This window comes from Cytobacillus gottheilii, from assembly GCF_018582665.1.
Lineage (GTDB): Bacteria > Bacillota > Bacilli > Bacillales > Cytobacillaceae > Cytobacillus > Cytobacillus gottheilii.
On the sequence record NZ_CP071709.1, the window covers coordinates 1,809,125 to 1,836,070 of the forward strand.

A 26,946-nucleotide genomic window follows, 5' to 3' on the forward strand; every position below is an offset into this window, starting at 1 on the left:
CCTTTAAAAAGAAACAGCAATGCATTCACATATTTTTATTGGATACATATCGTATTATAGGCATTTGTAACAGAATGAGGTGAGAAAAATGGCGGAAAAAAAACTTCATCCTTCTGTAGAGAAGTTTAAGTTATTTGTTAAAGAACACCCGGAACTTGTAAAGGATGTTCGATCTGGAAAGCATACATGGCAGGAATTATATGAAGACTGGTATCTGCTTGGTGAAGAAGACACTAGGTGGAATTCAGAACAGGAGAACGAAAAGCAAGAAGATACAAACGATGATAAGAAAATGGATTTTATGGCAACTCTTTTGGGATCTCTGAAAAAAATGGATGCCAATCAAATGCAGGTTTATGTACAAAATATTAGTCAGGCATTAGCTGCAATTCAAGGTGTTATTGGGAACTTCCAAGGAGGGGTAACGGACGGGAAGTCATCCGGAGCAAGTAATAATCCTCCGCCAAATCCATTTGGCTTTCGAAAAGATTAAGGAGTGTGGCTGGAGTGAGAAAAGAAGTAATTGAATATATTGAACAAAATCAGGAATTAAGAAATTTCATTCGTGAACAGCCTCATTGGTATCGAAAACTATCGAGAAATCCAATGGATTTGCAGGCATTTGAAATTGCTTCTTTGCATTACCATCGAAAAACCATTCCTCATCATGTTGAAAAATTTAATAATGGTGTACAGATGGCTTCAATGATGATGGGCATGTTTCAGGCAATGAACTCTCAAACATAGTCTTCTCAGCAAGGAGACTATGTTTTTAGCCTGTATTTTAATCAGCAATTTGCTTCAAGTGTTTAGACAAGTTTCTGAGCACATGATTATCACTGCTTTTAACATTAGATTTAAGGGAGCTTTTTTGAATAGAAAGAGTAAAATCCCTCACTCCTGTAAAGAATAAGGCACAAAGGAGTGAAGCGTAAATGAGAATCATACGACAGCTTTGTTTAATACTTGTTTATACCGTATTATTATCCGCATGCGGTAATGAAATACCAGAGCCTGAAACGAAACTTGTTGTTGAGCCTCTACATATATTTGAGGGTGGAGAGGATGGACGATCTGTCCAGGCTGCTAATATGGAGACTGCTCCCCAATTCTTTGTCAGACACCAAGTGAAGGGAATGAATGTGTATGTTGAGTGCATTATCCCAGGTGTTTCATTTCGGGCGGATAGCGGAAAAAATAGGGCCAAGATCGGGTTGTTTGTAGATGGTCGCAAACAAAAGGACATCACATCCGCTGCATTTATCATTAAAAACCTGCCTGCAGGTACTCATACTATTCAACTGAACGTATTAAAAAATGATAATACATCTTATCATGAGGAACTGAAAAAAGAATTTACTGTACGAATTCAATCCTGAACACTTTAGCTTTCCTTTTTTTCATGATAAAATATGGATTGGAGGTGAGCTAAAGATGCTTGCTACTTTAGAAACATTGGAAATATTAGATGCTTCGGATGAACTCTCTCTAATGGTTATTCAATCAGAAGCTGCAGAGGAATACCGTACACGTTTAAATATCATGAAAAACAGTAAAGAAAGCCAGCGGAAAATAGCTGCCTTTGTAGAACTGAAAGAACTGTACGAAGAAGTACAGCGTTTCGGGAAATATCATCCTGAATACAAAAGAGTGATGATGACGATCCGTGAAGTTAAACGGGACATGGATATGGATGAGAATGTCGCACAGTTTCGTTTAGCCGAAAATCAGCTGCAGAACTTGCTGGATGAAATCGGCATGCTGATTGGAAAGTCAGTCTCACAAAGCGTGAAAGTACCAACAGGAAGTCCATATTTTTCTTCCAGCAGCTGTGGCGGAGGCTGTGGATCTGGCGGCAGCTGCGGCTGTTCAGCATAAAATAGATGCATTAATTGGGAGAAGCATTGCTGCTTCTCTTGTTTTTTTACTTTCTTTTCTATAACAAATTGAACAATAAAAGTTTTTTATGCTAGACTATAGAAAATAATGTCATTGTGAGGGAAATATATGCTAGGTCAAAGGCAAGGGATTATTGTTTGGCTTTATTCACTTAAACAAGCCAAAATGTTAAGAAGATTTGGGAATGTCCACTTTGTGTCAAAAAGGCTCAAATACGTTGTTTTATACTGTGACATGGATGAAACAGAAGCTTTAATTAATAAGCTAAATGCATATTCGTTTGTAAAAAATGCCGAACCCTCATATAAACCATTTTTAAAAATGGAGTTTGAAAACTCAAAGCCGGATAAAGCAAAAGAATATGATTATAAGATGGGCATTTAATGTGAAAAGGCGGGAATTAATCCCGCCCTCTCATGTTTGTGCTCTTTTTTCTTGCAGAATTTTATTGAAGCGGTGGAATGTAGTGATTTAAACGGAGGATACCGATCAAATATTGATAAAATAATTCTTTCTCCGCAAATTCTGCGGATGATTTTACTTTTAATTCAAAAATGGTTTGTCCAAGTTCCTCTGCTTTCTCTTTAAAAAGGTCATAGCGTTTATTTGCTTTCATGTTTGGATTTGGTATGCCTTCCAGGCAAATATACAGCGGCTGAAATTTCCCCTCTGCAGCAGGGTTTAATATAACAGCAAGCGAGGTTACCTCTTTATGGTTCACATTTGTATGAAATGCCATCAATTTAGCTAAACGATGTTTATTAACTTCCGCAATTTCAAGAAGTTCATAAAGGTCAGAATATCCTTCGCCAAGCTCAATAAAACGTTGTATCATGATTATTCCTCCATTACTCTCTCGTTGTATTCCACTTTTATTATTTTAAAGTATATAATCAATTTTCCCTATACAAGTTTACCTAAAAAATCAGATTGTGCCAAACGGATTAATTTATTTAAAAAACGATAAATTTCTTGTGACGTATGTCCCTGTTTTTGATACACTTTATAAAAAGGATCTTTTGTAGAAAATTGTTGTGATAGCACTCTTTAGACAGAGTCATGTAAAGGCTTCAAGGATAATCAGCATGAATTTTTAAAGGAGAATGACGATGTGGAGAGCATTTCTATTGATATTTCTAATACTGTCGGCATCTATTAGCGGTATGCTTTTCTGGCAATGGGAAGCATTCTCTGAACAAAAAGACCCAGACAGTTCTGAATCATCCAATATAAAACAGGAATTATCAGTGTATACGAAAGGCAATGAATTATCGGTTCAACAAACCATCAGCGGATTAACAGAGGGAGAGAGATATGAAGCAGTTGTCCCTCAAAAGCTGTTTAATTTTCAATGTACAAATACAGATGGCAATCCATGTAAGGCTGAAGGAGATCAGCCATACTTTTATACCAGTGAGAATGGCGAATTAAATTTTTCATATACCATTCCGGTTGGGAAAAGAGGCAGTTCCTTATTAGTAGATCAATGGACTGTCAGCCTAGCGGATATAGTCCTTTCTGAAACAAGAATGGAAGTGACTGAATCCGTAAATAGAGCAGGTTCGTGGATGTCGGGTTTACCGCTGCAGGGTCACATTGAGAAAGAATATATTGATTTCTTTTCCTTTGCAGGAAGCGGGGATGCTACTGCATTATATTGGCAGGCAGCACCTTTGAACTACTTTGAAACAAAAGCAGGCTTCAATTATTATGCTGATTCCTCAATTTTTGAGCCATCTTCCTTTAAAGTGATTAGTGAACTTAATGATTTTAAACGGCATTCGATTGTTGTAACAGATCAGCATAAGGAGTTTGAGGAGGATTCCTTCATCATTGTGAATAAGAGCATCACTGACGAGGCTTTGCAGCTTAAGCTGTTAACTCATTATTTTGAGCATAAATTTGCTTCCTTGGAGCTTAAAGAAAACTGGCTTGCAGATGTGTTTATTGCTTATTCACTGGGGAAAGAAGCACAAACAGCGAGAGGGAAAGCTGTTTTAACAGAAATGAATGAAAAAATGACGGAAAATGAGCTCGATCTCTTTTTCTCATCTGTTCATAATGAGCCGGATGCATTGACAACAGAAAAACTTGATCAGGCTTTAACAAAAATAATGGGCTTTCGGACAAGCTTCTATACTCTCAATAGCAAGAGTGATGATTTTATTCCGTTATTTTATTATGATGACCGCAAATTAATCGTCAATGGGGAAGAAAAAGATAACAAAGTCATCTATGAAGGAACAAGAAGATTGTTTCCACTAAAGGAAACGATGGAGTATTATGGATACAACGTTCAATATTTACCTGATCAAGAGACCGTTTTAATCCAAAATAAAGAACAAAGCTATCGTTTTTATTTAAACAAAAACATATTTATATTAAATGAAGATAATTATGGCTTATTGCAAAATCCATTAACAGCTATGTACGGAAGTATTTATATGGAGAAGCAGTGGTTAGATTCAATATTTAATATACAAATAGATGAAAGTGCTTCTGAAATATCAATCAAAGCTGCTCAGTAGTCATTCCATTTTTAATAGTGCAATTAATAAAAAGAAAACCCTGCAGACTTCTGCAGGGTCCTTCTATATCCTTAAGGATAGAAGGCAAAGGGAGAGGAGAAACCGGAGGAAGAACTTATGGGGAAACGTAAGTCTTCTCCGCGGTTGGCAACAGCATCATCGAATAGATGCTGTTAATAACAGTATTTCCACAATAAAGTTCAATATACACATCAGAATAAAAAATAATAACGAAACTACGAGGAATGATAACGATTTCAAAATATTGGTTGGATTGCGATCGGCAAATATGGTAGGATAGGGAAGAAAAAAAATCAATAATGGTAGCAGTGGTGATGATATGAGAGTTGTTTCTGGTTCGCAGAAAGGGAGAAGCTTAAAGCCTGTCCCAGGGAATACAACCCGGCCGACAACTGATAAAGTGAAAGAAGCATTGTTTAATATAATTGGTCCATATTTTGAAGGAGGACTTTGCCTTGATTTATTTGCCGGCAGCGGGGCACTTGGGATTGAGGCAATCAGCAGAGGTGTGGACAAAGTTATTTTTGTAGACCGGGAACGGATGGCAATACAAACCATTCATGATAATCTTTCATCCAGCGGATTTACAGAACAAAGTGAAGTTTATCGCAATGACGCTGAAAGAGCTTTAAAGGCAATTATAAAAAGAGAGCTTGTATTTGATTATATATTCTTAGATCCACCATACAAGAAGCAGCAGCTGGTCAAGCTGATTGAACTGATTGATAGAGAAGCATTGCTTGCCGAAGATGGCACGATCATTTGCGAGCATGGTTCGGATGTTCATTTACCGGAACAGATTGGCAGCTTTGTGCAATATAAGCACGAAAACTATGGAATGATATCGATTTCAATCTATAAAAGGTAATTCAGGAATTTAGGCGAGGCTAGTACTGTTTGTTTCTCCTTATTTCGTTCCTATAACAAGTTTACATGATTTGTTTTCCATAGTTGGCACATAAAGTGTGTACATATTGGGGGTATATTGATGAAGGTAGCGGTTTGTCCAGGGAGTTTTGATCCCATTACATATGGACACCTGGATATTATAAAAAGAGGTGCTAAGGTATTTGACCAGCTGCATGTGGTCGTATTAAATAACTCTTCTAAAAACCCATTGTTTTCAGTAGAAGAGAGAATCGAATTAATTAAAAAAGTGACAAGCGATATTCCGAATGTAAAGGTAGATTCCTTTCAGGGACTGCTTGTCGACTATGCTAAAAGCGTAAAGGCAAGTGCGATTATCCGAGGATTGCGAGCGGTTTCCGATTTCGAATATGAAATGCAAATCACTTCTATGAATAGAGTCTTAGATGATGCAATCGAAACATTTTTTGTGATGACGAACAATCAATACTCTTTTTTAAGCTCAAGTATTGTCAAAGAGGTCGCTAAGTATAATGGCAATGTCTCAGAGCTTGTTCCAGCCAGTGTGGAATCAGCACTGAAAGAAAAGTTTGCTTCAAAAGAATAAGCCCCCATATTGGGAGGCTTATTTATTTTGCCAGCGTTCTTTTGGCAAGAATAATTGTATACAGCATTAAGGCAAAAATCGTTATTAATGGACCAATCTCTGCTAAGGAATTAAGTATTTTTTGAGACATTAATCCATCACCAAAATTGAAAACCGGGACGGCATTAGAGGTTGGCTCGTTGCTGTAAAAGCGAACATAGATTGGATTCCATAAAAGGTAAGCGTAAAAAGCAGCAAAACAGCTATGAAGAATTCTCGCAAAGAAGAATGGCTTGAAACGAATGTCTGTTTGAGCAAGTATGCTTGCCACTTGAGCTTGGACGCTAAAACCGCTAAAGCCAAGAACAAGGCTGACAATAACTGCTTGATGCATTAATGTTGACTCATCTACCTGGCTCGCCATTTGGCTGCCAAAAGTGATTTCAAAAAGGCCAGAGATCAGCGGAAGACTAAGTTCGACTGGAAAATGCAGCATGGTTAGCATCATTTCAATCCCTTTAGCTAAAAATGCTGTTATGCCAACATGGAAGAGCATTTTATTGATTACCGAGAATAATATAATGAATCCGCCAATCATTAATAAAGTCTGGATGGATGACATCACTGCGTCTCCTAATAATTTACCAAGTGGACGATTGTCATTTATTCTTGTTTTATGTAAGGCAGATAAAGCCTTTCGGATTGATGGAGCTTTTTGTTTCTCTTTGTATTTCTTATTTTCTTTGTGACCGTGAAATCTCATCAGTATACCTACAGTGAAATTCCCAAGATAATGGGCGAGAGCTAAAATGACACCCAGCTTAGCATTTCCAAAAAAACCAACAGAAACAGCACCAAAAATAAAAAGGGGATTCGAACAGTTTGTAAAGGAGACGAGTCTTTCTGCCTCTATTCTTGTTAATTGACCCTCTTGGCGAAGTCTGGCAGATAGTTTTGCTCCAGCTGGAAATCCCGAGGCCATTCCCATTGCCCAGGCAAAGCCTCCGACTCCAGGAACACGAAATAATGGGCGCATAAGCGGTTCAAGCATAACCCCGATAAATTTGACAACACCAAATCCAATCAGCATTTCAGAAACAATAAAAAAAGGAAGAAGTGAAGGAAAAACAATTTCCCACCACATATCTAATCCTCTTATGGAAGCATCTACTGATTCCTGCGGAAATGAGATGAGCGAAACTGCCATCATCGTTACAGAAAGTGCAAGAACAATGGTTTTTAATTTTGAACGAAACAAGTGCAGATCCTCCCTTACTTAAGTGAACATAATGTGCAACACATTTCATTTAATGATAAAATAATGTGTAAAATAATAAGTGCCTAACCTAGTTACTGGTATCGCCTTTAAGTCTGGCTTGTCCTATGATTGTCGGGTCTGAGCAAGCCACTTCCGCTTTTCGAATTGTCTAGCTACAGTGGCTAGACCCTCGAGGTCATAAGTCAATCTGTCCTAAAGGTTAAAGAACAACCTTTATGCCAGCTTGTCTTATGCTTGTCGGGTCTGAGCAAGCCACTTCCGCTTTTCGAATTGTCTAGCTTCAGGCGCTAGGGACTCGAGGTCTTAAGCCAATCCATTCAAAAGGTCAAAGAACGACCTTTCGCCTGGCTTGTCTTAAGCTTGTCGTCCCTGGGCGAGCGCCTTCCGCTTTTCGAATTGTCTAGCTCCGGCGGCTAGCCGCTCGAGGTCATAAGTCAATCCGTCCTAAAGGTTAAAGAACAACCTTTATGCCAGCTTGACTTATGCTTGTCGCGGCTGGGCAAGCCGCCTCCGCTTTTCTAGTTACCATATTAATCAATATACTCATACATATGAAAAATAGACCATAAGAATATACAAGCATGGTAACTGAAGGAGGGAATCCTTTGAGTCGTCCAAAAATTGGTCTGGCACTTGGATCTGGCGGAGCGAGAGGCTTTGCTCATTTAGGTGTTTTGAAAGTGTTAGAGGATGAAGGCATACAGGTTGATATGATAGCTGGAAGCAGCATGGGGGCAATGGTTGGCTGTTTTTATGCTTCTGGATTAGAGCTGACAAAGCTATACAAATTCTCTAAAGGATTTAAGAGAAAGTATTATCTTGATTTTACCGTTCCAAAAATGGGGTTTATTTCAGGGAAAAGAGTAAAAGAGCTTATTCGGATTTTTACACATAATAAGCGTTTAGAGGAATTAAATATCCCGATTAGGGTTGTTGCGGCAGACCTGCTTACAGGTGAAAAGGTCGTTTTTCAGGAAGGTCCAGTGGCAGAAGCTGTTCGCGCAAGTATTTCAATACCAGGGATCTTTGTACCTGAAAAAGTGAATGGACGTCTGCTTGTTGATGGTGGTGTCGTTGATCGTGTACCGGTGTCTGTTGTAAAAGAAATGGGTGCTGATATTGTCATAGCCGTAGATGTTTCACATGTGAAAGTGAATACGGAAATCACATCCATTTATGATGTCATAATGCAAAGCTTGGATATCTTACAAATGGAACTGGTTATGCATCGTGAAATTGCCTCTGACTTTATGATCAAGCCTAGGGTTGAAATGTTTAGTGCAAAAGCTTTTACAAATATTGAAGAAATTATTAAAATTGGCGAGGAAGAAATGCTTAAGCAAGTCATTGAAATAAAAAATTATATTTCTAATTGGAAGGAGCCTGCACAAGAATGAATAAACGCTTTTATACTCGCTCCTTTATAATCGTTGCAATCATAATCATGCTAAGTTCCTTTTACCATCTTCCTTATTATGTATCCAAACCGGGTATGGCAAAAGAGTTAGAGCCTATCATTGAGGTTGAGAACGGCTATGAAGAAGAAGGAAGTTTTATGCTGACAACAGTCAGAATGGGCAAAGCAAATATTTATGCCTACCTCATTGCGAAAATGAGCAAGTATCAGGAGCTTCATCCTGTTGAAGACATCCGTGCTGAAGACGAAACAGATGAAGAGTATAATGTCCGTCAATTATATTTAATGGACTCATCAAAATTGTCAGCAATTGAAGTAGCCTATAAAAAAGCCAGTTTGCCGGTTGAGTTTAATTACAGAGGAGTTTATGTATTAAATGTATTGCCGGATATGCCAGCAGACGGCATTTTAGAGCCAGCTGACCGCATATATGCTGTTGATGGTACAGAATTTGAATCATCACAGCAATTTATTGATCTTGTTGCCTCAAAAGAGGAAGGCGACGAAATTATGCTTACATATGAACGAAATGGCAGAACAGAAGATGAAGCATTAACAGTTGATCTTCTGCCGCAAACAAAGAAACCTGGCGTTGGCATATCGCTCGTTGATGACAAAGAAATAAAAGTAGAACCAGAAGTAACTGTAGATAGTTCAGATATCGGAGGACCTTCAGCTGGTTTTATGTTTTCCTTAGAGATTTACAATCAATTGGTCGAGGAAGACTTAACAAGAGGATATGAGATTGCTGGTACTGGTACGATGAGCAGTGACGGTACAATCGGGCGCATTGGCGGAATTGAACAAAAAGTAGTGGCAGCTGATAAGGCGGGTGCAGAAATCTTTTTTGCTCCAAACGAAAACAATGCGGAAAATTCCAATTACATAGAAGCTTCCGCTGCAGCAGATGATATTGATACTAAAATGAAAATTGTGCCTGTAGATACTTTTGATGATGCAATTGAGTATTTAATGGCCTTAGAAGAAAAGTAAGAAAGAAGCCTTTTGACTCTTTGAGAGACAGAAGGCTTCTTTTTTACATATAGATCGGGTTTAACGAATATAAGAAACCGCATACTCAAAAAATACCTACAGTATAATCGGAGACTGTGTAAAGTCTTGTGAAATGAATGCCTTTTTATTTATTAAACCTGTGGCTAATCCATATACCCGGGATGCTTTAATATCAAGTGCAAGTCCAGCAGATTGATTCGAGGAAACCCTGGATACAAGCGGAAGTCCTAAATCATTTTTATATTTATTTAAGTAAGAGCGCCCATTTGCTGTCATGCCTAAGAGCCGCAAATAATCAGCTTTTTCATGTCCCTTCATGTCCTCTTTAGATGAATTCGTTAAAATATGTACACAAGCTCTCTGCAGACGGGTCCATGTGTACCGTTTTGTTTTAATTAAAGTCATAAAATGATGAAAAGAATCAGCTTTTAAAGCAGCTGCTAAAAAACGGTGCTCAAGCCCTTCTTCCATTTCATAGATGGTACTCAGCTCATGAGCGTTTAAATGCAGCAGCCGATATTGCAGCAGGGGCCAGTAAAGCTCCCAATGATGAAATGTACCGTATGTCTTTTGGTAATATAGCATTAAGTTAAAGGTTGATTGTGGCACGAATGGTGCGATATCCTCTATGCTTCCTCCATCCGCAAAGAGTGCTTTGCGGATGCTGGTTGCACTTGCTATATCATCTGAGGTGAATGACTGATCATGATAGTCCGCATTTTTTCTTTTAATAGTGAGTGGTTTTATGGATGCATTTTGTTTTATAATAGAATTTACATATTGATAGCCTAAAATATTATTTGGCTGGGACAAATCAAGTGTACCCGCATTTTTTTGAAGTTCTTGCGCAGCCAGTGATGCTGCTTTTGGATAACTGTTACCTTTTACTAAAAACTGACGGATGCTTGCCTGATATTCTTTTTCATGCCGAGCAAAGAACATTGCTGCATGATGGAACTGGGAAATATCTCCTGATTCGCTTCCAAAGCAAAGGGATTTACACCGTGCAGCTTCCAAAATCGACACTGCCCCGGCAGCAAACGTATCAGCCTGCTGAACAGCAAATTGATAAGGAAGTTCAAACACAATATCAGCTCCAGCACGCAAAGCCATTTCAGCTCTTGTCCATTTAGAAGCAAATGCAGGTTCTCCGCGCTGAAGAAAACTGCCGCTCATGACAGCAATGACGATATTTGCCCCAGAAGTTTGTTTTGCGGCACGCAAATGAAAGGCATGTCCATTATGAAAAGGATTATATTCAACAACAACGCCAACAGCTTCCATAGATTGGCCTCCTTCAAAATCATTTAAATGCAGGAAGTTTAAAAAGAATTTTTTAAATTTTAGTTTCAAATACGCTGATAATGTCTACATTATAGTGTAAAGAAAAAATATTGACAAATAATTATATGAAAGCTATAATTACCTTTGTTGCCTTGGGGTGATTCGTATGAAATGGACTTTAAGTCAGTTACAAAAAAATCGTAGCAAGGACTTTTTGATTGATGAAATCGTTAATGTCGATGAAGTCATGAAAATTGATCCGAACATTAGACGTGCTTCGCCGATGCATGTTACAGGACGTGCTGACATTGATTCAGCAAAAGTGACTTTTCACTTGAAGATTCAAGGGCATTTGATTTTGCCATGCTCCCGGACATTAGTGGATGTGAAGCTTCCAATTGATGTTAGTACTGTTGAAACTTTTCTTTTGAAAGATATCGGATATGATATGGAAGAAGAAGAGGTTTATCAGCTCAAGGGAGATGTGGTCGACTTAATGCCGATCATTCATGAAATCTTGATCTTAGAAGTGCCTATGCAAGTATTTTGCGAAGATAGCGGTGATGAAGGAGCTCCTCAATCCGGAAAAGATTGGGAAGTCATCCACGAGCAGGAAAAGAAGGATAGCATTGATCCTCGTCTTGCCGGCCTTGCTCAATTTTTTAACGAAAACGATTCTTCTTCCGATACATAAAGGAAGATAGAAAAATAAGAAGCATTTGAAGAAACCAGCATGATCTGGCCTTCATAACTTTCTTAATTATCTTTAAGGAGGTGGGAAGAATGGCTGTACCTTTTAGAAGGACTTCTAAAACTGCAAAAAGAAAACGTCGTACCCATTTTAAATTACAGGTTCCTGGTATGGTGGAATGCCCAAACTGTGGTGAAATGAAACTTGCTCACCGCGTGTGCAAAGCTTGCGGAACTTACAAAGGAAAAGAAGTTGTAAACAACTAATTTCTTTTACAATAAAAGCACAAGAACATTATGTTCTTGTGCTTTTGTTATTTTTCACTATATTGCTTAGCTCGAAATACAGCTATTGTTTGACCTATTTTGATTCTTATCACCATTGGCTGCTCCTTTATGGTGCAAAACTTTTCAAATGCACATAACCTGAAGTGGACTGCTAGTTTTTCACTCAATAGGAGTTTTTTCATTCATTCAACTTTATCCTTACCATTAAAAATGGAAGAGCATTTGAGCAGATCGTCCATGTTCATTACAAAAGAAATGTTTAGAATCTAACATGATATCAGTCTATCTTTTCTAGCAGATGCATAAAATGAAGAAAAAACACTAGGAGGGATTTGCTGATGTCTTCAACACGGCAGGATGCATGGTCACAAGATGAAGATTTGCTGTTAGCAGAGGTTGTGCTTCGTCATATTCGAGAAGGGGGAACACAGCTTTTAGCATTTGAAGAAGTAGGAAAGCGTTTATCAAGAACAGCGGCCGCTTGCGGATTTCGCTGGAATTCCTATGTCAGAAAGCAATATAAATCAGGAATTGAATTAGCCAAAAAACAGCGTAAAGAGCTGAAAAAATACCCACAGGAGATGACACAAGCAGAAGTACCAGATACTGCAGGAACGATAAATCCTGTTCCTGCTGAAAACATCTCCGCAGTTCAATCAGAGCTGCTTGATTTTGAAGCATTAGTACAACATTTAAAAGCTTTATATGAAAAAGCCGGAATGACAAATAATCAAGAAGAAGTTGAAAGTTATAAAGTACGTATTCAAGAGCTGGAAAACCAAACCTACAGCCTTGCTGCCGAAAATGAAAAGCTGACAGAAGAGTTATCAAACATTGAAAAAGATCATAATGCACTAATTGAAATTATGGAAAGAGCAAGACAAATGGTGGTTACAAAAGAAGATGGCCGCCAGAAAAATGTAAAGGTATAGAATTTACATCCATTTATATATAAAGGCCATAAAAAAGGGGTTGGAATGGGTCATTCCAGCCCCTTTTATTCTTATCTTTCCTGTTCAGCTGCTCCGCTAGGATACCAAACAATTGGATTTTCACCCAAATCACGCTCCATATCATAATGAACAGATGTAAAGCCCATTTTCGCCCAGAACTCTTGTGATTTAACACGAGGATTTGTTTTAATAGGCAAGCCATAGCTTTTTGCAAACTCTACTAAGGCATGACCATATCCTTTTCCCTGATAGTCTGGAAGCACTTCCAATTTCCAGAGCTCCAAATAATCTTGTGGCGGATCAAAGTAGCGGTCAAATTTTGCTTCTACTCTGTATAGGCTCATTCGCGCAACTAAAAGACTGCCAAAATAAATGCCATAGAAGGGAGAAGCACTGTCATTTTCAATAATATTTGCTTCAAGGTCCTCAACCATAGATAATTCCTGCAATCCATATTCCTTAAATCTTTTAAATTCTTCTAATGTCTTGTAGTTTATTTTTAATTTTTCAACCTTGTATGCCATTTAAAATCCCCCTTGACTGAAAATGTATAACAATCTTTTTTGTTTTAAAATAAACAAGTGACTAGTTGGTTGCTATCCATAACAATGCACTAGCCTAATATTATTATATACTAATAAAACGAAAAATTCTGCCTTTTTACTTTCTGGAATATATTTTAAAGATACAAGTAGAAGCGAGCCAAAATGGTGCGAGACTCCTGTAGGAGGATGTGGGAAAGTGAAACCCGCAGAAGCTGATGCGGCTATATGACTCAGTGCTCGATCTATGGAAATAATGTGCAATTCTTTATAGAACCCATACATCATATAAATAAATAGTAAGCGTTTTCACGATTAAAGAAGGAATAAACAGAAGATTGTAGAAATAAATAATATTGCGACGCTTATTATGCAGTATGATCAAACTTTTGAAAGGAGTTTCGCTGTGCAAAAAATATTAATTGCAAACAGGGGAGAGATTGCACTCAGAATCATGCGCACTTGCCATAAATTAGGAATTGAAACAATTGCTGTTTATTCAGACGCTGATCAGCAGTTGCCTTATGTGCATTATGCAACGAAAGCTGTCCGCATTGGTGAGCCGCCAGTGAATAAATCATACTTAAATGCAGAGAAGATCATCGAAATAGCCAAGGAGGAGCAAGCGGATGGGATTCATCCTGGCTATGGTTTTTTATCGGAAAATGCTGAATTTGCAAGAGCTGTTAACAGGGAAGGGTTGATTTTTATTGGACCTGATCCAGAAACAATTGAGCTGATGGGGGATAAAATTCAGTCTCGATCGGCCATGGAAAAGGCAGGTATACCCATTGTACCTGGCAGTGATCAAGTTTCCAGTTTGGAAGATGCCTGTATCATTGCAGCTGAGATTGGATATCCTGTGATGCTAAAAGCGAGTGGGGGCGGCGGCGGAATTGGCATGGTGAAGTGTGAAAATGAGCAAGCGCTCGTTAAGTCGTTTCAAACGGTTAAGACACGGGCAAAAGCTTATTTTGGCAGCGAAACCATTTTCCTTGAAAAGTATATCGAAAATGCCAGACATATTGAAATACAGGTTTTTGGAGATGAAGCTGGCAATCTTGTTCATTTATTTGAGAGAGATTGTTCAATTCAAAGAAGAAACCAAAAAGTAATTGAAGAAGCTCCCGCATGTTCACTTTCAGCAGATGCGAAAACAAGGATGTATGAAGCAGCACTTAAGGCTGGGGCAGCTGTTCAGTATAAAAATGCAGGTACAATTGAATTTATTGTGGACGAAAATGAACATTTTTACTTTTTGGAAATGAATACAAGGCTGCAGGTAGAGCACCCGATTACCGAGCAAATTACTGGTCTTGATTTAGTAGAATGGCAGCTGCTTGCCGCAAGCGGAAAGAACCTCCCGCTGCAGCAATCTGACATATTTGCTGAAGGACATAGTATTGAATTTCGATTATATGCAGAGGATCCTATTACGTTTTTACCTTCACCAGGAAAAATTGAAGAGCTGGATTGGCCGGACTTTGAAGGGGTCAGGGTCGATTATGGATATGTGTCTCAATCAGCGGTGACCCCGTTTTATGATCCAATGATTGCAAAATGTATTATCTCAGGGGACTCACGGAAACAGGTGATTGAGAGAGCCATTCGTTTTTTTGATCAATTAAAAATTACTGGCATTAAAACCAATGCATCACTATTTGCACATATTTTAAATGAAAAAGATTATCAGAATGGCAATTATTCAACTTCATATTTAAACACCATTAAAATGTAAGCACTTTCAATTAGGAGGAGATTGATTTGAAAGAAATTAAAGCAGCAATGGCGGGTACGGTCTTAAATGTTTTTATTGGAGTGGGGGATGAGGTTAATGCAGGACAGGAGGTTATTATGCTTGAATCCATGAAAATGGAAATACCTGTTGAAGCTTCTGAAGGCGGGAAAGTGACAGAGGTAAAAGCAAATATCGGTGATTTTGTGAATGAAGGGGATGTTCTTCTGGTAATGGAATAAATTTTTCCTAGTTTTAAAGATTAAAGGAGGAAGAAGATGAGTAATATACAGACATTTGCACAAACCTTAAAAGATAAGAAAAGAAAAATAGAGGCTGGGGGCAGTGAGAAATATCATCAAAAATTGGAGCAGCAAAATAAGTTTTTTGTAAGAAAGCGGCTCGAGCTTTTGTTTGATGGTGGGCAATATGAAGAGGATGGCAAATTCGCAAACTGTAAAGAAGAAGGATTGCCTGCTGATGGAGTTGTGACCGCCATTGGAAAAATCAACAGCCAAACAGTCTGTGTGATGGCTAATGATTCAACTGTCAAAGCGGGATCTTGGGGAGCGCGTACCGTTGAAAAAATTATCCGCATTCAAGAAACAGCTGAAAAGCTTAAGGTGCCCATTCTTTATCTGGTAGATTCTGCTGGTGCAAGAATCACCGACCAGCTTGACATGTTTCCGAACCGGCGCGGAGCAGGAAAAATCTTTTATAATCAAGTCAAGCTATCAGGGATGATTCCGCAAGTTTGTTTATTATTTGGACCATCAGCTGCCGGTGGAGCCTATATTCCGGCCTTTTGTGACATTGTCGTGATGGTTGATAAAAATGCATCCATGTATCTAGGTTCTCCTCGAATGGCTGAAAAAGTAATCGGTGAGAAGGTAACTTTAGAGGAAATGGGCGGCGCCCGCATGCATTGCAGTGTTAGTGGCTGTGGGGACGTGCTTGCTGCAAACGAAGAAGAGGCTATTCAGCGTGTAAAAGAATACTTATCTTATTTTCCTGCAAGTTTCAAAGAAAAAACAGGATTAAGAGAGCCTGTTCAGCCGAAAATGGGCAGGGATCTGGAGGAAATCATTCCTGTTAATCAAAATGCACCATTCGATATGTATGAATGTATAGATGTACTCATTGATGAAGGCAGTTTTTTTGAAATGAAAAAGTTATTTGCGCCAGAATTGATTACAGGCTTTGCCCGAATGGATGGAAGAACAGTAGGAATCATTGCCAATCAGCCCAAGGTTAAAGGCGGCGTATTGTTTGTTGATTCAGCAGATAAAGCAGCTAAGTTTATCCAGCTTTGTGACGCCTTCCATATTCCGCTTCTTTTCCTTGCAGATGTACCAGGCTTTATGATTGGAACAAAGGTAGAGCGTGCAGGTATTATCCGCCACGGTGCAAAATTAATTGCCGCCATGAGTTCGGCAACGGTGCCAAAGATTTCGGTAATTGTCCGTAAGGCTTATGGAGCAGGGCTTTATGCAATGGCCGGTCCTGCATTTGAACCAGATTGCTGCATTGCATTGCCAACGGCTCAAATTGCCGTAATGGGACCTGAAGCGGCTGTTAACGCTGTCTATTCAAATAAAATTAATGAAATTGAAGATCCAGCGGAAAAGGTGAAATTTATTCAAGAGAAACAGCAGGAATATAAAGAGCATATTGATATTTATAGTCTTGCTTCTGAACTCATAATTGATGAAATTGTGGCTCCGCATGATCTTCGAAACGTTTTAATTACCAGATTCGCTTTATATGAAACAAAGGAAGTTTCTTTTAGCGTAAGAAAACATCCAGTGTACCCGGTATAATTGCCTGCCCCTTTCCGTGCTGTGGAAGGGGCATTTGCATTAAGTTTTCTATTTTTGATATAACAACTGTTAAATAATTCTGTTAAACTAATACTAAATGCACAGAATGGAAGATACTTATGAAAATCGCTATTATTGGCGGCGGAGCAATTGGGTTGCTTTTTGCCCATTATTTAAGCAAGGAACATGATGTCACATTATATGTACATAAACAGGAACAAGCTGCCCTTATTTCAGGAACAGGGCTTCAATTAGAGAAGGATGGACAAACTCTTCCAACTGCACTAAAGTCCCGGTCTTTCCAGGAGTGGCAGGGAGAAGAGGAAATGACAATTGTCGCAGTTAAGCAATATCATTTACCTGCATTAATGCCGTTTTTAAAAAAGGGAGAAAAGGCGAAGCACTCTTTTTTGTTTTTGCAGAATGGAATGGGGCATCTCAAGTGGCTGCATCAATTTGAAGAAGCAAGTATATATGTTGGAACCGTTGAACATGGGAGCTTAAAGGCTGCTGGAAATCATGTGATTCATACTGGTGCCGGAGTGACAAAAATCGCTATGTTTTCCGGCAGTGAAGATTTTAAACTAAATATAAATGATCTTCTAAAAATAAATGATTTTCCATTTGAGTGGTTTACAGATTACAAAGAGATGCTTGCTGAAAAGCTGCTCGTTAATGCGGTGATTAATCCGCTAACAGCTATTTTTCAGGTGAAAAATGGGGATATTATTCAAAATCCATATTATTTTAAAATCTTCACGATGCTTTATGAAGAAGTGAGTACCATTTTACAAGTCAGAGACAAAGAAAAAGGGTTTCTTCATGTTCAGACCATAAGCAAGAAAACAGCTGCTAATTATTCTTCCATGTATAGAGACCTAGAGCAGGGTAGAAGAACAGAGGTGGACGCCATATTAGGTTATTTGCTTGAAGAAGCAAGAGACCTGCATTATGAGGCGCATCTTATAGAACTTTTTTATAATAGTATAAAAGGGAAAGAAACAGGGGCAGAAAAATAGAGACATTTGCTCCTAAATGCATAGGGGGCAGGAGGGAAAAAAGTGGATGCGGTATTATCGGGTATTTTAGCAACTTTCGTAACACTTCCTATAGTAGGATACATAATTGTGTTTATTGCTGCGAAGCAATTGACGAAGCGTCACAAATTGGCTGTGAAAGCAGCCGTGGACATTAGCACATTCTTTTTAATCGTATCTGTACATTTTTTAATTTTGGCAATTTGGGAGCAGTCATTTTTATGGATGATTATCGTGCTTCTCCTTCTGATTGCAGCCTTATTTACTGTCATTCATTGGCGTGTGAAGCATGAAATCAATTTCACCCTTGTTTTTCGGGGGTTTTGGCGCTTTAATTTCCTCCTATTTCTCACAGCGTACATCGTCTTGATGGCAATAGGACTGATCAAGCGTGTTTCTTTTTTCGTGTCTTAAAATAAATTAAAGTGAGTAAGCAAAGTTTTTTTCTTTTATATTCAGACAATGCTATACTCAATAAGATTAAATGAAAACTGGTTCCAGAAAGGAAGTTTCTTAAAATGGAGATGTTAAATCTCTCATTGCCTGCGGCAAACAAGTTTGCAACAGAGTATATCATACAATCAGATCGTATTAGCCCTTATTTTGATTATCGTTATAATGAATCTCAAAGCTATGAAAAGCGGATACACGAACTTGAAGGCAGGTCGTTTATGAGGGAAGAATTAGCTTCCTATATTGAACAATTTATGGGGAAGTTTCCTGCCTCTGAACAAGTCGGGATATCCTTAAAAAAATTACAGCAAAATAATAGTGCCGTTGTCATTGGCGGTCAGCAGGCAGGCATAATGACCGGTCCTCTCTATAGTATACATAAAGTGTTATCTATTGTTGCCTTTGCAAAAGAGAAGGAAAAAGAACTTCAGGTTCCTGTTGTTCCAGTTTTTTGGATTGCCGGAGAGGACCATGATTATCCTGAGGTCAATCATATTTTTACAAAGAGCGGCGCTAAAATGAATAAAGTCGTATACCCAGAAAAGGTATTAGAGAAAAAAATGGTCTCAAATATTGCTTTTGATCAGAACATTTGCCGTGAATGGGTCGACGGTATTCTGGAGTCTTATGGAGAAACAGCATTTACGAAGGATGTAATGATCATTCTGGATGAGGCTATTCAAAAATCAGATACCTTTGTTGATTTGTTCGCCTATATTATTATGGCTATGTTCAAAGATACAGGACTGCTTTTAGTTGATTCCGGCGACAGGCAGTTCCGCCAGCTTCAGAAGGAAATCTTAAAGAAGCAAATCCGCTTGAGCAAAGAAGTTACTCAGTCTGTGTTTATGCAGCAGGAGAACTTGAAGAATGCAGGAATCAGCAATAGTATCGATATTACAGCACATGCTGCTAATTTATTTTACTATGATGAGAAACAGCATGACCGTCTATTACTGGAATATCATCAGGAATCTGCTCTGTTTTCCGATAAGGAACAGACAATTCAATTTTCACTTGAAGAGCTTTTGCAAGTTGCAGAAGAATCACCTGAGAAACTAAGCAATAATGTGGTGACACGGCCCATTACACAGGAGCTGCTTTTCCCAACACTTGCTTTTATTGCTGGTCCTGGTGAGATCGCTTATTGGGCAGAGCTTCAGCAAGCTTTCCGGCATTTTTCAATTCAAATGCCACCGCTCGTTCCGAGAATAAATTTTACGCTTTTAGAACGTGATATCGAAACGGATCTCAATGAACTCGAAGTTCGCTTAGAAGATGTGCTGGCTAATGGGATTGAAGAACAGAAAAAAGCTTTTCTTCAATCGATACAAAGTGATCAGGCAGATTCGTTATTTGCTTCATTACAAGCTGATGTAAATAAACATTATCGATGTATTGAGGATTATGCCAAAACAGATACAAAAGGTGTAGTGCAGCTGCTTAAAAAGAATGAACAGAAGGTAATTGAACATATTCAATTTCTGCAGCAGAAGATTCAAGAAGATATCCAATTGCAGCACAGCCATATCATAAATAAATATGACCGTACAGGAACAGCTCTTAAGCCAGATGGAGCTCCGCAGGAAAGAGTATGGAACGCGCTATATTTCATGAACCGGTATGGATTGGAATTCTTCCAGCAAATCCTTAACCATCCGCTGCCATTTGACGGTAGCCATGTGGTAGTGAAAATCTAAGGCAATAAGCGGAAGAATTCCGCTTAAATCGTAAAATTACTAGAAATGAGCTTAAATAGACGGAGGAATTCCGACTAACTAACCGAAAAACGTGTAAATGGGCGATTATATTCAACTTAACCGGAATATCTCCGCTTATTTCTCCCGAGAATAGCTCATTTCTGGAAATAACGGTAAAATCTCCGTTTATTTCACTGGTTTCTAAAAAAGAATGGCCAGAGGACAAGTCAGATAAATACATTTTTGAATTATACGAAGATCAGCAATACCTTGGAAAAGATTAAAAGTTTCATTTATAAAATGGTGCTTTAATAAGACGTGATCCCAAATTTTGCCGGGACCGTCTTTTTTTTTGTTCGCCAAGCAAGTAGGCGGCAGAGATCCAGTGTTTTTTTCTAACTGCTTCTCAAACAAGTTTTGATAAAAGTGACTGCCCTGCAGCGAAAATCAACTCAGCAGCAAGCCTTCTAATGACAAAAAAACACACCAGCAATCCCATTCAGACAATTTCCCATAAGAAACGCTGAGAAATTGTAAATAAACCGCGAACGGAAAATCCCAAAATAAAAATTTTCCAGCAGGAGATCATGCCAGTGGAGAGAATTAATAAAAATATGTGGAGGAAAGTGGGGGATTGTGGTACATTTGTGTTAGAAAGTGGGTGCAGTGGGTATGTTTATGGGTGAGTACCATCATAACGTTGATACAAAAGGCAGACTAATCGTACCTGCTAAGTTCCGTGAACACTTAGGAGAATCCTTTGTTTTGACGCGAGGCTTAGATCAATGTTTATTTGGCTACCCTATGGACGAGTGGCAGCAGCTTGAAGAAAAACTAAAAGGTCTGCCCCTTACCAAAAAAGATGCCCGTGCGTTTACCCGATTTTTCTTTTCAGGTGCCACAGAGTGTGAAATAGATAAACAAGGAAGAATAAATATCACTTCCCCGCTTCAGCAATATGCAAAATTGGAAAAAGAATGTGTCGTATTAGGCGTTTCCAATCGAATTGAGATTTGGAGCAAAAATCTTTGGGAAGAATATTTTACAGACTCAGAGGAATCTTTTGCTGAAATTGCAGAAAATATGATTGGGTTTGATATTTAAAAATCACAGAGGCTTGCTCTAGATTGAACAGGATTGGAAAGGATGAACAGCTATGTTTGAACATACTACTGTATTGCTGAATGAAACGGTAGACGGGCTTAACATTAACCCCGATGGAATTTATGTTGATTGTACACTAGGAGGGGCCGGACACAGTGAGCTAATATTGTCCAAGCTTTCTGAAAAAGGCAAACTTTACGCGTTTGATCAAGATGATACAGCCATCAGGCATGCAAGGGAAAAATTGAAGCAATACGGAGATCGAATTACGATTATTAAAAGTAATTTTGCCTTTTTGCAGGAAGAGTTAGAAAAGCTTGGCGTCATGAAAGTGGACGGAATTCTTTATGATCTCGGAGTGTCATCTCCACAGCTTGATACACCGGAACGCGGCTTTAGCTACCATCATGATGCACCGCTGGACATGCGCATGGATGAAGATGCAGATGTATCTGCTTATGATGTGGTTAATCATTGGGATTATAACGATCTTGTTAGAATCTTCTTTAAGTATGGTGAAGAGAAATTTTCAAAGCAAATTGCCAGAAAAATTGAAGCTGCAAGAGAAAAAGCACCCATTGAAACGACAGCAGAGCTTGTTGAGCTTATAAAAGACGGCATACCTGCTCCTGCTCGCCGAAAAGGCGGACATCCGGCCAAACGAATTTTCCAAGCTATTCGTATTGCGGTAAATGATGAATTAGGGGTATTTGAAAAATCCCTTCAGCAAGCAATCGAGCTATTAAATCCGGGAGGCAGAATTAGTGTCATTACATTCCACTCACTAGAAGACCGTATTTGCAAGGTGACATTGAAAAAAGCGAGTGAGACACCAGATTTGCCGCCAGGTTTGCCCATTATTCCAGATGAATATAAACCTATAATCAAATTAATTACACGTAAACCGCAATTACCATCAGATGAAGAGCTTGAACAAAATAATCGTGCTCGTTCTGCGAAACTTCGAATTGCTGAAAAACTATAAAATATACGGAGTATAAGAGAAACAGGAGGGAAACTATGAGTAATCTAGCTAGACAAATTCAACAAGAACAGCAGCAAAGACAGCAGCAGGTACAAAAACCTAAAAAATCTGTTCAGCGCCAAACCTTGTTTTCTCCAGGTGAAAAAATACTTGGTATCCTTTTTGCGGGTGCAGTTTGTATCGGTGCAGTAACAATGGTTTCAAATCAATCAGCACTTTATGAAGTGAACAAGAATATTCAGCAGACAGAAGCAGCGATTCAAGGCCAAACAGAACAAAATAAAGATCTTAGCATGCAGGTGGCTGAATTAAGTACATACGAAAGAATTAAAGCCAAAGCAGAAGAGCTTGGTTTAACATTCAACGAAAAAAATGTTAAGGCTGTGCGTGACTGATGATTAAAAAGCAAAGAAATATTAATGCTGGAGCAGTGATATTATTTATAATATTCAGTCTGCTCTTTTTTGTCTTACTGTTTCGGTTTATGTCCATTCAAGTGACTGGAGAGGCGGGCGGACAGCCTGTTGCTGCAAAAGCACAATCTAAATACGAAAGAGAAAAAACTCTTGAAGCCAGAAGAGGGACGATATATGACAGAAATGGCGAGGTTATTGCAGAAGATGCCAACTCTTATAAACTTGTGGCGATCCTGGACGAGGAATTAACAACAGACGATGAACATCCAAGACATGTGGTAAATCCAGAGCAAACTGCTGCAAAGCTTGCTGGATTAATTGATATGAAAGAATCCGAGATTTATAGCAAACTGTCAAGTGATCTAAAGCAGGTTGAATTCGGTACTGCCGGCCGCGATCTCACTCTTCAAAAAAAGAAAGAAATAGAGGATCTTAAGCTTCCTGGCATCTCTTTCATTCAGGATACTAAAAGATTTTATCCGAATGGCCTTTTCGCTTCGCATTTAATTGGTTATGTTGAAAAACAGGAAAAGGAAGATGGCGGCACTGAAACAGTGGGAATGCTTGGATTAGAACAAAGCTTAAATGATTTATTAACAGGCTCAAATGGCCATTTTAGCTATGAAGCAGATCTTTGGGGTTATTTGCTGCCAAATGGTGATGAAGTCATTGAACCGGCCAAAAATGGTCAGGATGTATATTTAACATTAGATAAGTCCATTCAAATCTTCCTCGAAGACGCGATGAGTAAGGTAGACGAGAAATATAGTCCTAAGAAAATGATCGGTATTGTTGCAGATCCAAAGACGGGCGATATTTTAGCTATGGCACAGAGACCATCATTTCATCCAAAAACAAGAGAAGGAATTGAAGACACCTGGCGCAACTTAGCCGTTGAAGATTCATATGAACCTGGCTCAACAATGAAGGTATTTACATTGGCATCTGCAATAGAAGAAGGTGTCTTTAATAAAAATAATACCTATCAATCTGGTTCTTATAAAGTGACAGAAAGATCACCTGCCATTCCTGACCATAACGGCGGGCGTGGATGGGGCGATATTACTTATCTGGAAGGAGTTCAGCGCTCCTCCAATGTTGCGTTCGCAAAAATTGTAAATGAACAGCTTGGCTATGAAACGTTTCGTGAGTACCTAACAAATTTTGGTTTTGATCAGCCAACAGGTATTGATTTGCCAAATGAAACGAGCGGGCTTATAAAGTATGATTGGCCTTTGGAAAAAGCTTCGATCGGTTTTGGACAAGGATCAGCCTTTACGCCCATACAGCAAATGCAGGCGGCAACTGCTGTAGCAGGTGATGGTTCAATGAAAAAGCCGCATGTCATCAGCAAGGTTGTTGACCCGAATTCAGGAAAAACTGTGCAAAAGACAAGTCCTGAAAATGTTGGAACACCTATTTCTGACGCAACTGCCAAGGAAGTCAGAAATATCTTAGAGACGGTGGTTTCTTCTGAAAATGGGACAGGATACGGCAGATTTAATATTGATGGATACGAGGTTGCAGGTAAAACAGGGACAGCGCAAATTCCTAATCCGGAAGGCGGCGGCTATTTAACCGGACATAGCAACTATGTATTTTCTTTTCTGGGCATGGCACCAGCAGATGATCCTGAGCTTGTTATGTATGTTGCTGTTCAGCAGCCCGATATTGATGAAAGTACAAATGGAGCAGAGCCGGTTGCTGAAATTTTTAAACCGGTTATGCAAAGCAGCTTACAATATTTAAACATTGAACCAACTGAGCAGCCTAAAGCAAAAAGCAGTCAGGCGCCTGACTTGATCGGGATGTCTGTTAAGGAAGCTGAAAAGAAACTGACGGAACAAGACTTGGAACCAGTCATAATTGGAGATGGAAAAACAGTGGAAGGACAGTTCCCCGGCCAAACATCTTCCATGTTAGAAGGTGAAAAAGTTATTCTCAAAACAAATGGGAAAACAATTGTCCCTGACATGACGGGCTGGTCTCTTAGAGATGTGCTCAAGTTTACAAAAGCGGCAAACCTAAAGCTGAATACAGTTGGCAATGGCTATGTCATGAAGCAAAATTTATCCTCAGGATCTGTTCTTGCTGAAGGGGATTACTTAATCGTTGAATTTGAGACACCGCTGGAGCAATATGAAAGAGAAAAAATGGCTAAGGAACAAGTTGAAGAGGAAGAAGAAGTTGTAACAGATTAAGAAGCAGAACGCACCAATCATATGATGGTGCGTTCTATTTGTTTGTGTACAAGCATATATTTGAACGAGCCATAAACGAAGGAGGTTCGTTCAAAGATGCGTGTATCAAATGTAACAGTGCGTAAAAGGCTTACAGCTGCTTTGATTGTCGGAATCTTAGTGTTTTTTATAATAGATTTACGGCTGGGTTATGTGCAGATGATTCTTGGAAATGATTTGACAGACAAAGCGAAAGAGCTGTGGAGCAGGGACATCCCTTTTGAGCCTGAACGAGGTGAAATTGTCGATCGAAATGGAGTAGCGCTTGCAACAAATGTAAGTGCACCAACAGTTTATGTTGTACCGAGGCAAATAAAAGATCCAGCTGCAACAGCAGAAAAGCTGGCAGGTGTCTTGAATATGTCAAAGGAAGAGGCTTATAAACAAATTACACAAAGAGAGTCAAATGTGAGAATCAAAGAAGGAAGAAAAATTTCTCATGAAAAAGCAAAGGAAATTCGTGCATTAGAACTTGAAGGCGTATATATTGGCGAGGATTCAAAACGCCATTATCCTTTTGGCGATTATTTATCACATGTTTTAGGGTTTGCCGGTATTGATAACCAAGGCTTAATGGGTCTTGAACTTTACTATGATAAGGAATTACAAGGTGAAAAGGGTTCAGTTAAATTTTATGCAAATGCAAAAGGCGAGCGAATGAACGATATGGCTGATGATTATCAGGCGCCAGTGGATGGCAATAATCTCATGCTGACAATTGATTCAAAGGTGCAAACCATTATGGAACGTGAGTTGGATATTGCAGAGGCCACCTATAATCCCGATGGACTGATTGCAGTCGCAATGGATCCAAATACAGGTGAAATTCTTGGCATGTCCAGCCGGCCATCTTTTGATCCGACTAATTTCAGACATGTAGAACCAGACGTGTATAACCGCAACCTGCCTATATGGAGTACGTATGAACCAGGTTCTACTTTTAAGATTATTACTTTAGCAGCTGCTCTGGAAGAAGGCAAAGTCGATCTGGAAGAAGATCATTTTCATGATCCCGGTTTTGTAGAGGTAGGCGGTGCAAAGCTGCGCTGCTGGAAAAAAGGCGGTCATGGAAGTCAATCCTTTTTAGAAGTTGTTCAGAATTCATGTAACCCTGGGTTTGTAGAGCTCGGTGAACGACTTGGAAAAGATACGTTATTCAAATATATTAAAGACTTTGGCTTCGGGCAAAAAACAGGAATTGATCTGCAAGGTGAAGGAAGAGGAATACTCTTTAATCTCGATCGTGTCGGACCAGTGGAGCAGGCAACAACTGCTTTTGGCCAAGGTGTATCTGTAACACCAATTCAGCAGGTAGCAGCTATTTCTGCTGCAATTAATGGCGGCACACTATATACGCCTTACATTGCAAAGGAACTTATTGATCCTACCACAGGTGAAGCTGTCATGAAAAAATCTCCGACGGCAAAACGAAAAGTTATTTCTAAAGAAACGTCTGATGAAATCAGACACGCTCTTGAAACGGTCGTTGCTCAAGGATCTGGTAAAAAGGCATTTGTAGATGGATACCGCGTTGGCGGCAAGACAGGAACAGCTCAAAAAGCACAAGGCGGCCGTTATCTCGAAAATAACCATATTGTCTCATTTATTGGATTTGCTCCTGCAGATGATCCTGAAATTGTTGTATATGTAGCAGTAGACAATCCGAAAGGAACGGTTCAGTTTGGTGGTGTCGTTGCAGCGCCAATTGTCGGTAATATTATCGGAGATAGCTTAAGAGCGATGGGCGTAAAGCCAAGGAAAGAACAGGTTGAAAAAGAGTTAACTTGGCCGGATACCCCGATGATTGAGGTACCAGACCTAGTTGGCATTACAAAGCGGGAAATCCGCGAACTATATGTGAACCTCCAAATTGATGCAAGCGGCAGCGGCGACAAAGTCGTTAAGCAATCACCAGAACCTGGTGTTAAGCTGAAGGAAGGATCAACAATTAGGCTGTATTTTGACTCATCACAGTAAAGACATAGTGATTCGGGCGGCGTTCCATGGGGTTGCGCCGCCCTTTTTCCACGTTAAAGGTAAGTAGAGAGGGTGACATAGCTTTCTCTGCAACGAATGAACTTTTATGTA

At 39.1% G+C, this 26,946-nt stretch carries 28 protein-coding genes; 24 read left to right on the forward strand and 4 right to left on the reverse strand.

Annotation, left to right across the window (positions count from 1 at the left end):
- Nucleotides 1-88: 88 nt before the first annotated feature.
- The 5 genes from ylbD to J1899_RS09025 all read left to right on the forward strand — a co-directional run bounded on the left by ylbD (nt 89) and on the right by J1899_RS09025 (nt 2,283).
- Nucleotides 89-493: a YlbD family protein gene (gene ylbD / locus J1899_RS09005; RefSeq protein ID WP_214478447.1), complete on the forward strand. Its 405-nt coding sequence runs from the start codon at nt 89-91 to the stop codon at nt 491-493.
- 14 nt (nt 494-507) lie between these two features.
- Nucleotides 508-747, forward strand: coding sequence for a YlbE-like family protein (locus tag J1899_RS09010; RefSeq protein WP_151571958.1), 240 nt, complete (start codon nt 508-510; stop codon nt 745-747).
- A 188-nt stretch (nt 748-935) separates the two neighbouring features.
- Complete coding sequence (locus tag J1899_RS09015; protein ID WP_214478448.1) at nt 936-1,379, forward strand: hypothetical protein; 444 nt, start codon at nt 936-938, stop codon at nt 1,377-1,379.
- 55 nt (nt 1,380-1,434) lie between these two features.
- A complete protein-coding gene (locus J1899_RS09020; protein WP_066446945.1) occupies nt 1,435-1,878 on the forward strand; it encodes a YlbF/YmcA family competence regulator in 444 nt (147 codons plus the stop codon).
- A gap of 129 nt (nt 1,879-2,007) precedes the next feature.
- Nucleotides 2,008-2,283 (forward strand): YlbG family protein, encoded by a 276-nt coding sequence (locus J1899_RS09025; protein ID WP_066446944.1) that lies wholly within the window; start codon nt 2,008-2,010, stop codon nt 2,281-2,283.
- Between the two features lie 61 nt (nt 2,284-2,344).
- On the opposite strand, the gene J1899_RS09030 is transcribed toward J1899_RS09025, so the two are convergent.
- The gene (locus tag J1899_RS09030; protein WP_066446941.1) at nt 2,345-2,734 is read right to left on the reverse strand and encodes a DUF7147 family protein; all 390 of its coding nucleotides are present in this window, start codon (nt 2,732-2,734) and stop codon (nt 2,345-2,347) included.
- Between the two features lie 274 nt (nt 2,735-3,008).
- Between J1899_RS09030 and J1899_RS09035 the strand changes: the two genes are divergently transcribed.
- From J1899_RS09035 to coaD, 3 genes are all read left to right on the forward strand, one after another.
- A complete protein-coding gene (locus J1899_RS09035) occupies nt 3,009-4,427 on the forward strand; it encodes a stalk domain-containing protein (RefSeq protein ID WP_214478449.1) in 1,419 nt (472 codons plus the stop codon).
- Between the two features lie 340 nt (nt 4,428-4,767).
- Nucleotides 4,768-5,316 (forward strand): 16S rRNA (guanine(966)-N(2))-methyltransferase RsmD, encoded by a 549-nt coding sequence (gene rsmD, locus J1899_RS09040; protein ID WP_214478450.1) that lies wholly within the window; start codon nt 4,768-4,770, stop codon nt 5,314-5,316.
- Nucleotides 5,317-5,433: 117 nt separating this feature from the next.
- Entirely contained in the window at nt 5,434-5,922 is a 489-nt protein-coding gene (gene coaD / locus J1899_RS09045) for a pantetheine-phosphate adenylyltransferase (RefSeq protein ID WP_156495803.1), read from the forward strand.
- Between the two features lie 22 nt (nt 5,923-5,944).
- Here the strand turns inward: coaD and ylbJ are convergent, their stop codons facing one another.
- Nucleotides 5,945-7,159, reverse strand: a complete 1,215-nt coding sequence (ylbJ, locus tag J1899_RS09050; RefSeq protein WP_066446932.1) for a sporulation integral membrane protein YlbJ — start codon at nt 7,157-7,159, stop codon at nt 5,945-5,947.
- 626 nt (nt 7,160-7,785) lie between these two features.
- On the opposite strand from ylbJ, the gene J1899_RS09055 reads away from it, so the two are divergent.
- Together J1899_RS09055 and J1899_RS09060 are read left to right on the forward strand one after the other, a co-directional pair.
- Complete coding sequence (locus J1899_RS09055; RefSeq protein WP_214478451.1) at nt 7,786-8,577, forward strand: patatin-like phospholipase family protein; 792 nt, start codon at nt 7,786-7,788, stop codon at nt 8,575-8,577.
- Entirely contained in the window at nt 8,574-9,590 is a 1,017-nt protein-coding gene (locus J1899_RS09060) for a SepM family pheromone-processing serine protease (RefSeq protein WP_214478452.1), read from the forward strand. The genes J1899_RS09055 and J1899_RS09060 overlap by 4 nt, the downstream gene beginning before the upstream one ends.
- Nucleotides 9,591-9,686: 96 nt before the next feature.
- Here the strand turns inward: J1899_RS09060 and J1899_RS09065 are convergent, their stop codons facing one another.
- Complete coding sequence (locus J1899_RS09065; protein WP_066446923.1) at nt 9,687-10,895, reverse strand: nucleotidyltransferase; 1,209 nt, start codon at nt 10,893-10,895, stop codon at nt 9,687-9,689.
- A 166-nt stretch (nt 10,896-11,061) separates the two neighbouring features.
- On the opposite strand from J1899_RS09065, the gene J1899_RS09070 reads away from it, so the two are divergent.
- The 3 genes from J1899_RS09070 to J1899_RS09080 all read left to right on the forward strand — a co-directional run bounded on the left by J1899_RS09070 (nt 11,062) and on the right by J1899_RS09080 (nt 12,805).
- Entirely contained in the window at nt 11,062-11,589 is a 528-nt protein-coding gene (locus J1899_RS09070; protein WP_214478453.1) for a YceD family protein, read from the forward strand.
- Between the two features lie 89 nt (nt 11,590-11,678).
- Nucleotides 11,679-11,852 carry a 50S ribosomal protein L32 gene (rpmF, locus tag J1899_RS09075; protein ID WP_003348855.1) on the forward strand — a complete coding sequence of 58 codons (174 nt, stop codon included), beginning with the start codon at nt 11,679-11,681 and terminating at the stop codon, nt 11,850-11,852.
- Nucleotides 11,853-12,211: 359 nt separating this feature from the next.
- Entirely contained in the window at nt 12,212-12,805 is a 594-nt protein-coding gene (locus J1899_RS09080) for an RsfA family transcriptional regulator (protein WP_214478454.1), read from the forward strand.
- A gap of 71 nt (nt 12,806-12,876) precedes the next feature.
- Here J1899_RS09080 and J1899_RS09085 read toward each other — a convergent pair whose 3' ends face one another.
- Nucleotides 12,877-13,350: an N-acetyltransferase gene (locus J1899_RS09085; protein WP_214478455.1), complete on the reverse strand. Its 474-nt coding sequence runs from the start codon at nt 13,348-13,350 to the stop codon at nt 12,877-12,879.
- Nucleotides 13,351-13,774: 424 nt separating this feature from the next.
- On the opposite strand from J1899_RS09085, the gene J1899_RS09090 reads away from it, so the two are divergent.
- The 11 genes from J1899_RS09090 to J1899_RS09140 all read left to right on the forward strand — a co-directional run bounded on the left by J1899_RS09090 (nt 13,775) and on the right by J1899_RS09140 (nt 26,835).
- The gene (locus J1899_RS09090) at nt 13,775-15,106 is read left to right on the forward strand and encodes an acetyl-CoA carboxylase biotin carboxylase subunit (RefSeq protein WP_066446912.1); all 1,332 of its coding nucleotides are present in this window, start codon (nt 13,775-13,777) and stop codon (nt 15,104-15,106) included.
- A 26-nt stretch (nt 15,107-15,132) separates the two neighbouring features.
- Nucleotides 15,133-15,345, forward strand: coding sequence for a biotin/lipoyl-containing protein (locus J1899_RS09095; RefSeq protein ID WP_066446910.1), 213 nt, complete (start codon nt 15,133-15,135; stop codon nt 15,343-15,345).
- A gap of 36 nt (nt 15,346-15,381) precedes the next feature.
- Complete coding sequence (locus J1899_RS09100; protein WP_214478456.1) at nt 15,382-16,923, forward strand: acyl-CoA carboxylase subunit beta; 1,542 nt, start codon at nt 15,382-15,384, stop codon at nt 16,921-16,923.
- A gap of 119 nt (nt 16,924-17,042) precedes the next feature.
- A complete protein-coding gene (locus J1899_RS09105; protein WP_214478457.1) occupies nt 17,043-17,942 on the forward strand; it encodes a 2-dehydropantoate 2-reductase in 900 nt (299 codons plus the stop codon).
- 42 nt (nt 17,943-17,984) lie between these two features.
- Nucleotides 17,985-18,374 carry a DUF3397 domain-containing protein gene (locus J1899_RS09110; protein WP_066446904.1) on the forward strand — a complete coding sequence of 130 codons (390 nt, stop codon included), beginning with the start codon at nt 17,985-17,987 and terminating at the stop codon, nt 18,372-18,374.
- Nucleotides 18,375-18,478: 104 nt separating this feature from the next.
- Nucleotides 18,479-20,113, forward strand: a complete 1,635-nt coding sequence (gene bshC, locus J1899_RS09115; protein WP_214478458.1) for a bacillithiol biosynthesis cysteine-adding enzyme BshC — start codon at nt 18,479-18,481, stop codon at nt 20,111-20,113.
- Between the two features lie 672 nt (nt 20,114-20,785).
- A complete protein-coding gene (gene mraZ / locus J1899_RS09120; protein ID WP_066446898.1) occupies nt 20,786-21,217 on the forward strand; it encodes a division/cell wall cluster transcriptional repressor MraZ in 432 nt (143 codons plus the stop codon).
- 52 nt (nt 21,218-21,269) lie between these two features.
- On the forward strand, nt 21,270-22,202 hold the full coding sequence (gene rsmH / locus J1899_RS09125; protein WP_066446896.1) for a 16S rRNA (cytosine(1402)-N(4))-methyltransferase RsmH: 933 nt from the start codon (nt 21,270-21,272) through the stop codon (nt 22,200-22,202).
- Nucleotides 22,203-22,237: 35 nt separating this feature from the next.
- The gene (gene ftsL / locus J1899_RS09130; RefSeq protein ID WP_066446894.1) at nt 22,238-22,597 is read left to right on the forward strand and encodes a cell division protein FtsL; all 360 of its coding nucleotides are present in this window, start codon (nt 22,238-22,240) and stop codon (nt 22,595-22,597) included.
- On the forward strand, nt 22,597-24,819 hold the full coding sequence (locus J1899_RS09135) for a penicillin-binding protein (protein ID WP_214478459.1): 2,223 nt from the start codon (nt 22,597-22,599) through the stop codon (nt 24,817-24,819). Before ftsL ends, J1899_RS09135 begins: the two co-directional genes overlap by 1 nt.
- Nucleotides 24,820-24,915: 96 nt before the next feature.
- A complete protein-coding gene (locus J1899_RS09140) occupies nt 24,916-26,835 on the forward strand; it encodes a stage V sporulation protein D (RefSeq protein WP_066446887.1) in 1,920 nt (639 codons plus the stop codon).
- Nucleotides 26,836-26,946 lie beyond the last annotated feature (111 nt).

Excerpts from the sequence above, each read along its gene's own strand:
- ylbD (WP_214478447.1), top strand. The coding sequence starts at position 89 with ATGGCGGAAAAAAAACTTCATCCTTCTGTAGAGAAGTTTAAGTTATTT.
- J1899_RS09070 (WP_214478453.1), top strand. The coding sequence starts at position 11,062 with ATGAAATGGACTTTAAGTCAGTTACAAAAAAATCGTAGCAAGGACTTT.
- J1899_RS09025 (WP_066446944.1), top strand. The coding sequence starts at position 2,008 with ATGCTAGGTCAAAGGCAAGGGATTATTGTTTGGCTTTATTCACTTAAA.
- mraZ (WP_066446898.1), top strand. The coding sequence starts at position 20,786 with ATGTTTATGGGTGAGTACCATCATAACGTTGATACAAAAGGCAGACTA.
- bshC (WP_214478458.1), top strand. The coding sequence starts at position 18,479 with ATGGAGATGTTAAATCTCTCATTGCCTGCGGCAAACAAGTTTGCAACA.
- J1899_RS09020 (WP_066446945.1), top strand. The coding sequence starts at position 1,435 with ATGCTTGCTACTTTAGAAACATTGGAAATATTAGATGCTTCGGATGAA.
- rsmH (WP_066446896.1), top strand. The coding sequence starts at position 21,270 with ATGTTTGAACATACTACTGTATTGCTGAATGAAACGGTAGACGGGCTT.
- ftsL (WP_066446894.1), top strand. The coding sequence starts at position 22,238 with ATGAGTAATCTAGCTAGACAAATTCAACAAGAACAGCAGCAAAGACAG.
- J1899_RS09060 (WP_214478452.1), top strand. The coding sequence starts at position 8,574 with ATGAATAAACGCTTTTATACTCGCTCCTTTATAATCGTTGCAATCATA.
- J1899_RS09030 (WP_066446941.1), bottom strand. The coding sequence starts at position 2,734 with ATGATACAACGTTTTATTGAGCTTGGCGAAGGATATTCTGACCTTTAT.
- J1899_RS09135 (WP_214478459.1), top strand. The coding sequence starts at position 22,597 with ATGATTAAAAAGCAAAGAAATATTAATGCTGGAGCAGTGATATTATTT.
- J1899_RS09015 (WP_214478448.1), top strand. The coding sequence starts at position 936 with ATGAGAATCATACGACAGCTTTGTTTAATACTTGTTTATACCGTATTA.
- J1899_RS09065 (WP_066446923.1), bottom strand. The coding sequence starts at position 10,895 with ATGGAAGCTGTTGGCGTTGTTGTTGAATATAATCCTTTTCATAATGGA.
- J1899_RS09105 (WP_214478457.1), top strand. The coding sequence starts at position 17,043 with ATGAAAATCGCTATTATTGGCGGCGGAGCAATTGGGTTGCTTTTTGCC.
- J1899_RS09035 (WP_214478449.1), top strand. The coding sequence starts at position 3,009 with ATGTGGAGAGCATTTCTATTGATATTTCTAATACTGTCGGCATCTATT.
- J1899_RS09080 (WP_214478454.1), top strand. The coding sequence starts at position 12,212 with ATGTCTTCAACACGGCAGGATGCATGGTCACAAGATGAAGATTTGCTG.
- J1899_RS09100 (WP_214478456.1), top strand. The coding sequence starts at position 15,382 with ATGAGTAATATACAGACATTTGCACAAACCTTAAAAGATAAGAAAAGA.
- rpmF (WP_003348855.1), top strand. The coding sequence starts at position 11,679 with ATGGCTGTACCTTTTAGAAGGACTTCTAAAACTGCAAAAAGAAAACGT.
- J1899_RS09085 (WP_214478455.1), bottom strand. The coding sequence starts at position 13,350 with ATGGCATACAAGGTTGAAAAATTAAAAATAAACTACAAGACATTAGAA.
- J1899_RS09140 (WP_066446887.1), top strand. The coding sequence starts at position 24,916 with ATGCGTGTATCAAATGTAACAGTGCGTAAAAGGCTTACAGCTGCTTTG.
- rsmD (WP_214478450.1), top strand. The coding sequence starts at position 4,768 with ATGAGAGTTGTTTCTGGTTCGCAGAAAGGGAGAAGCTTAAAGCCTGTC.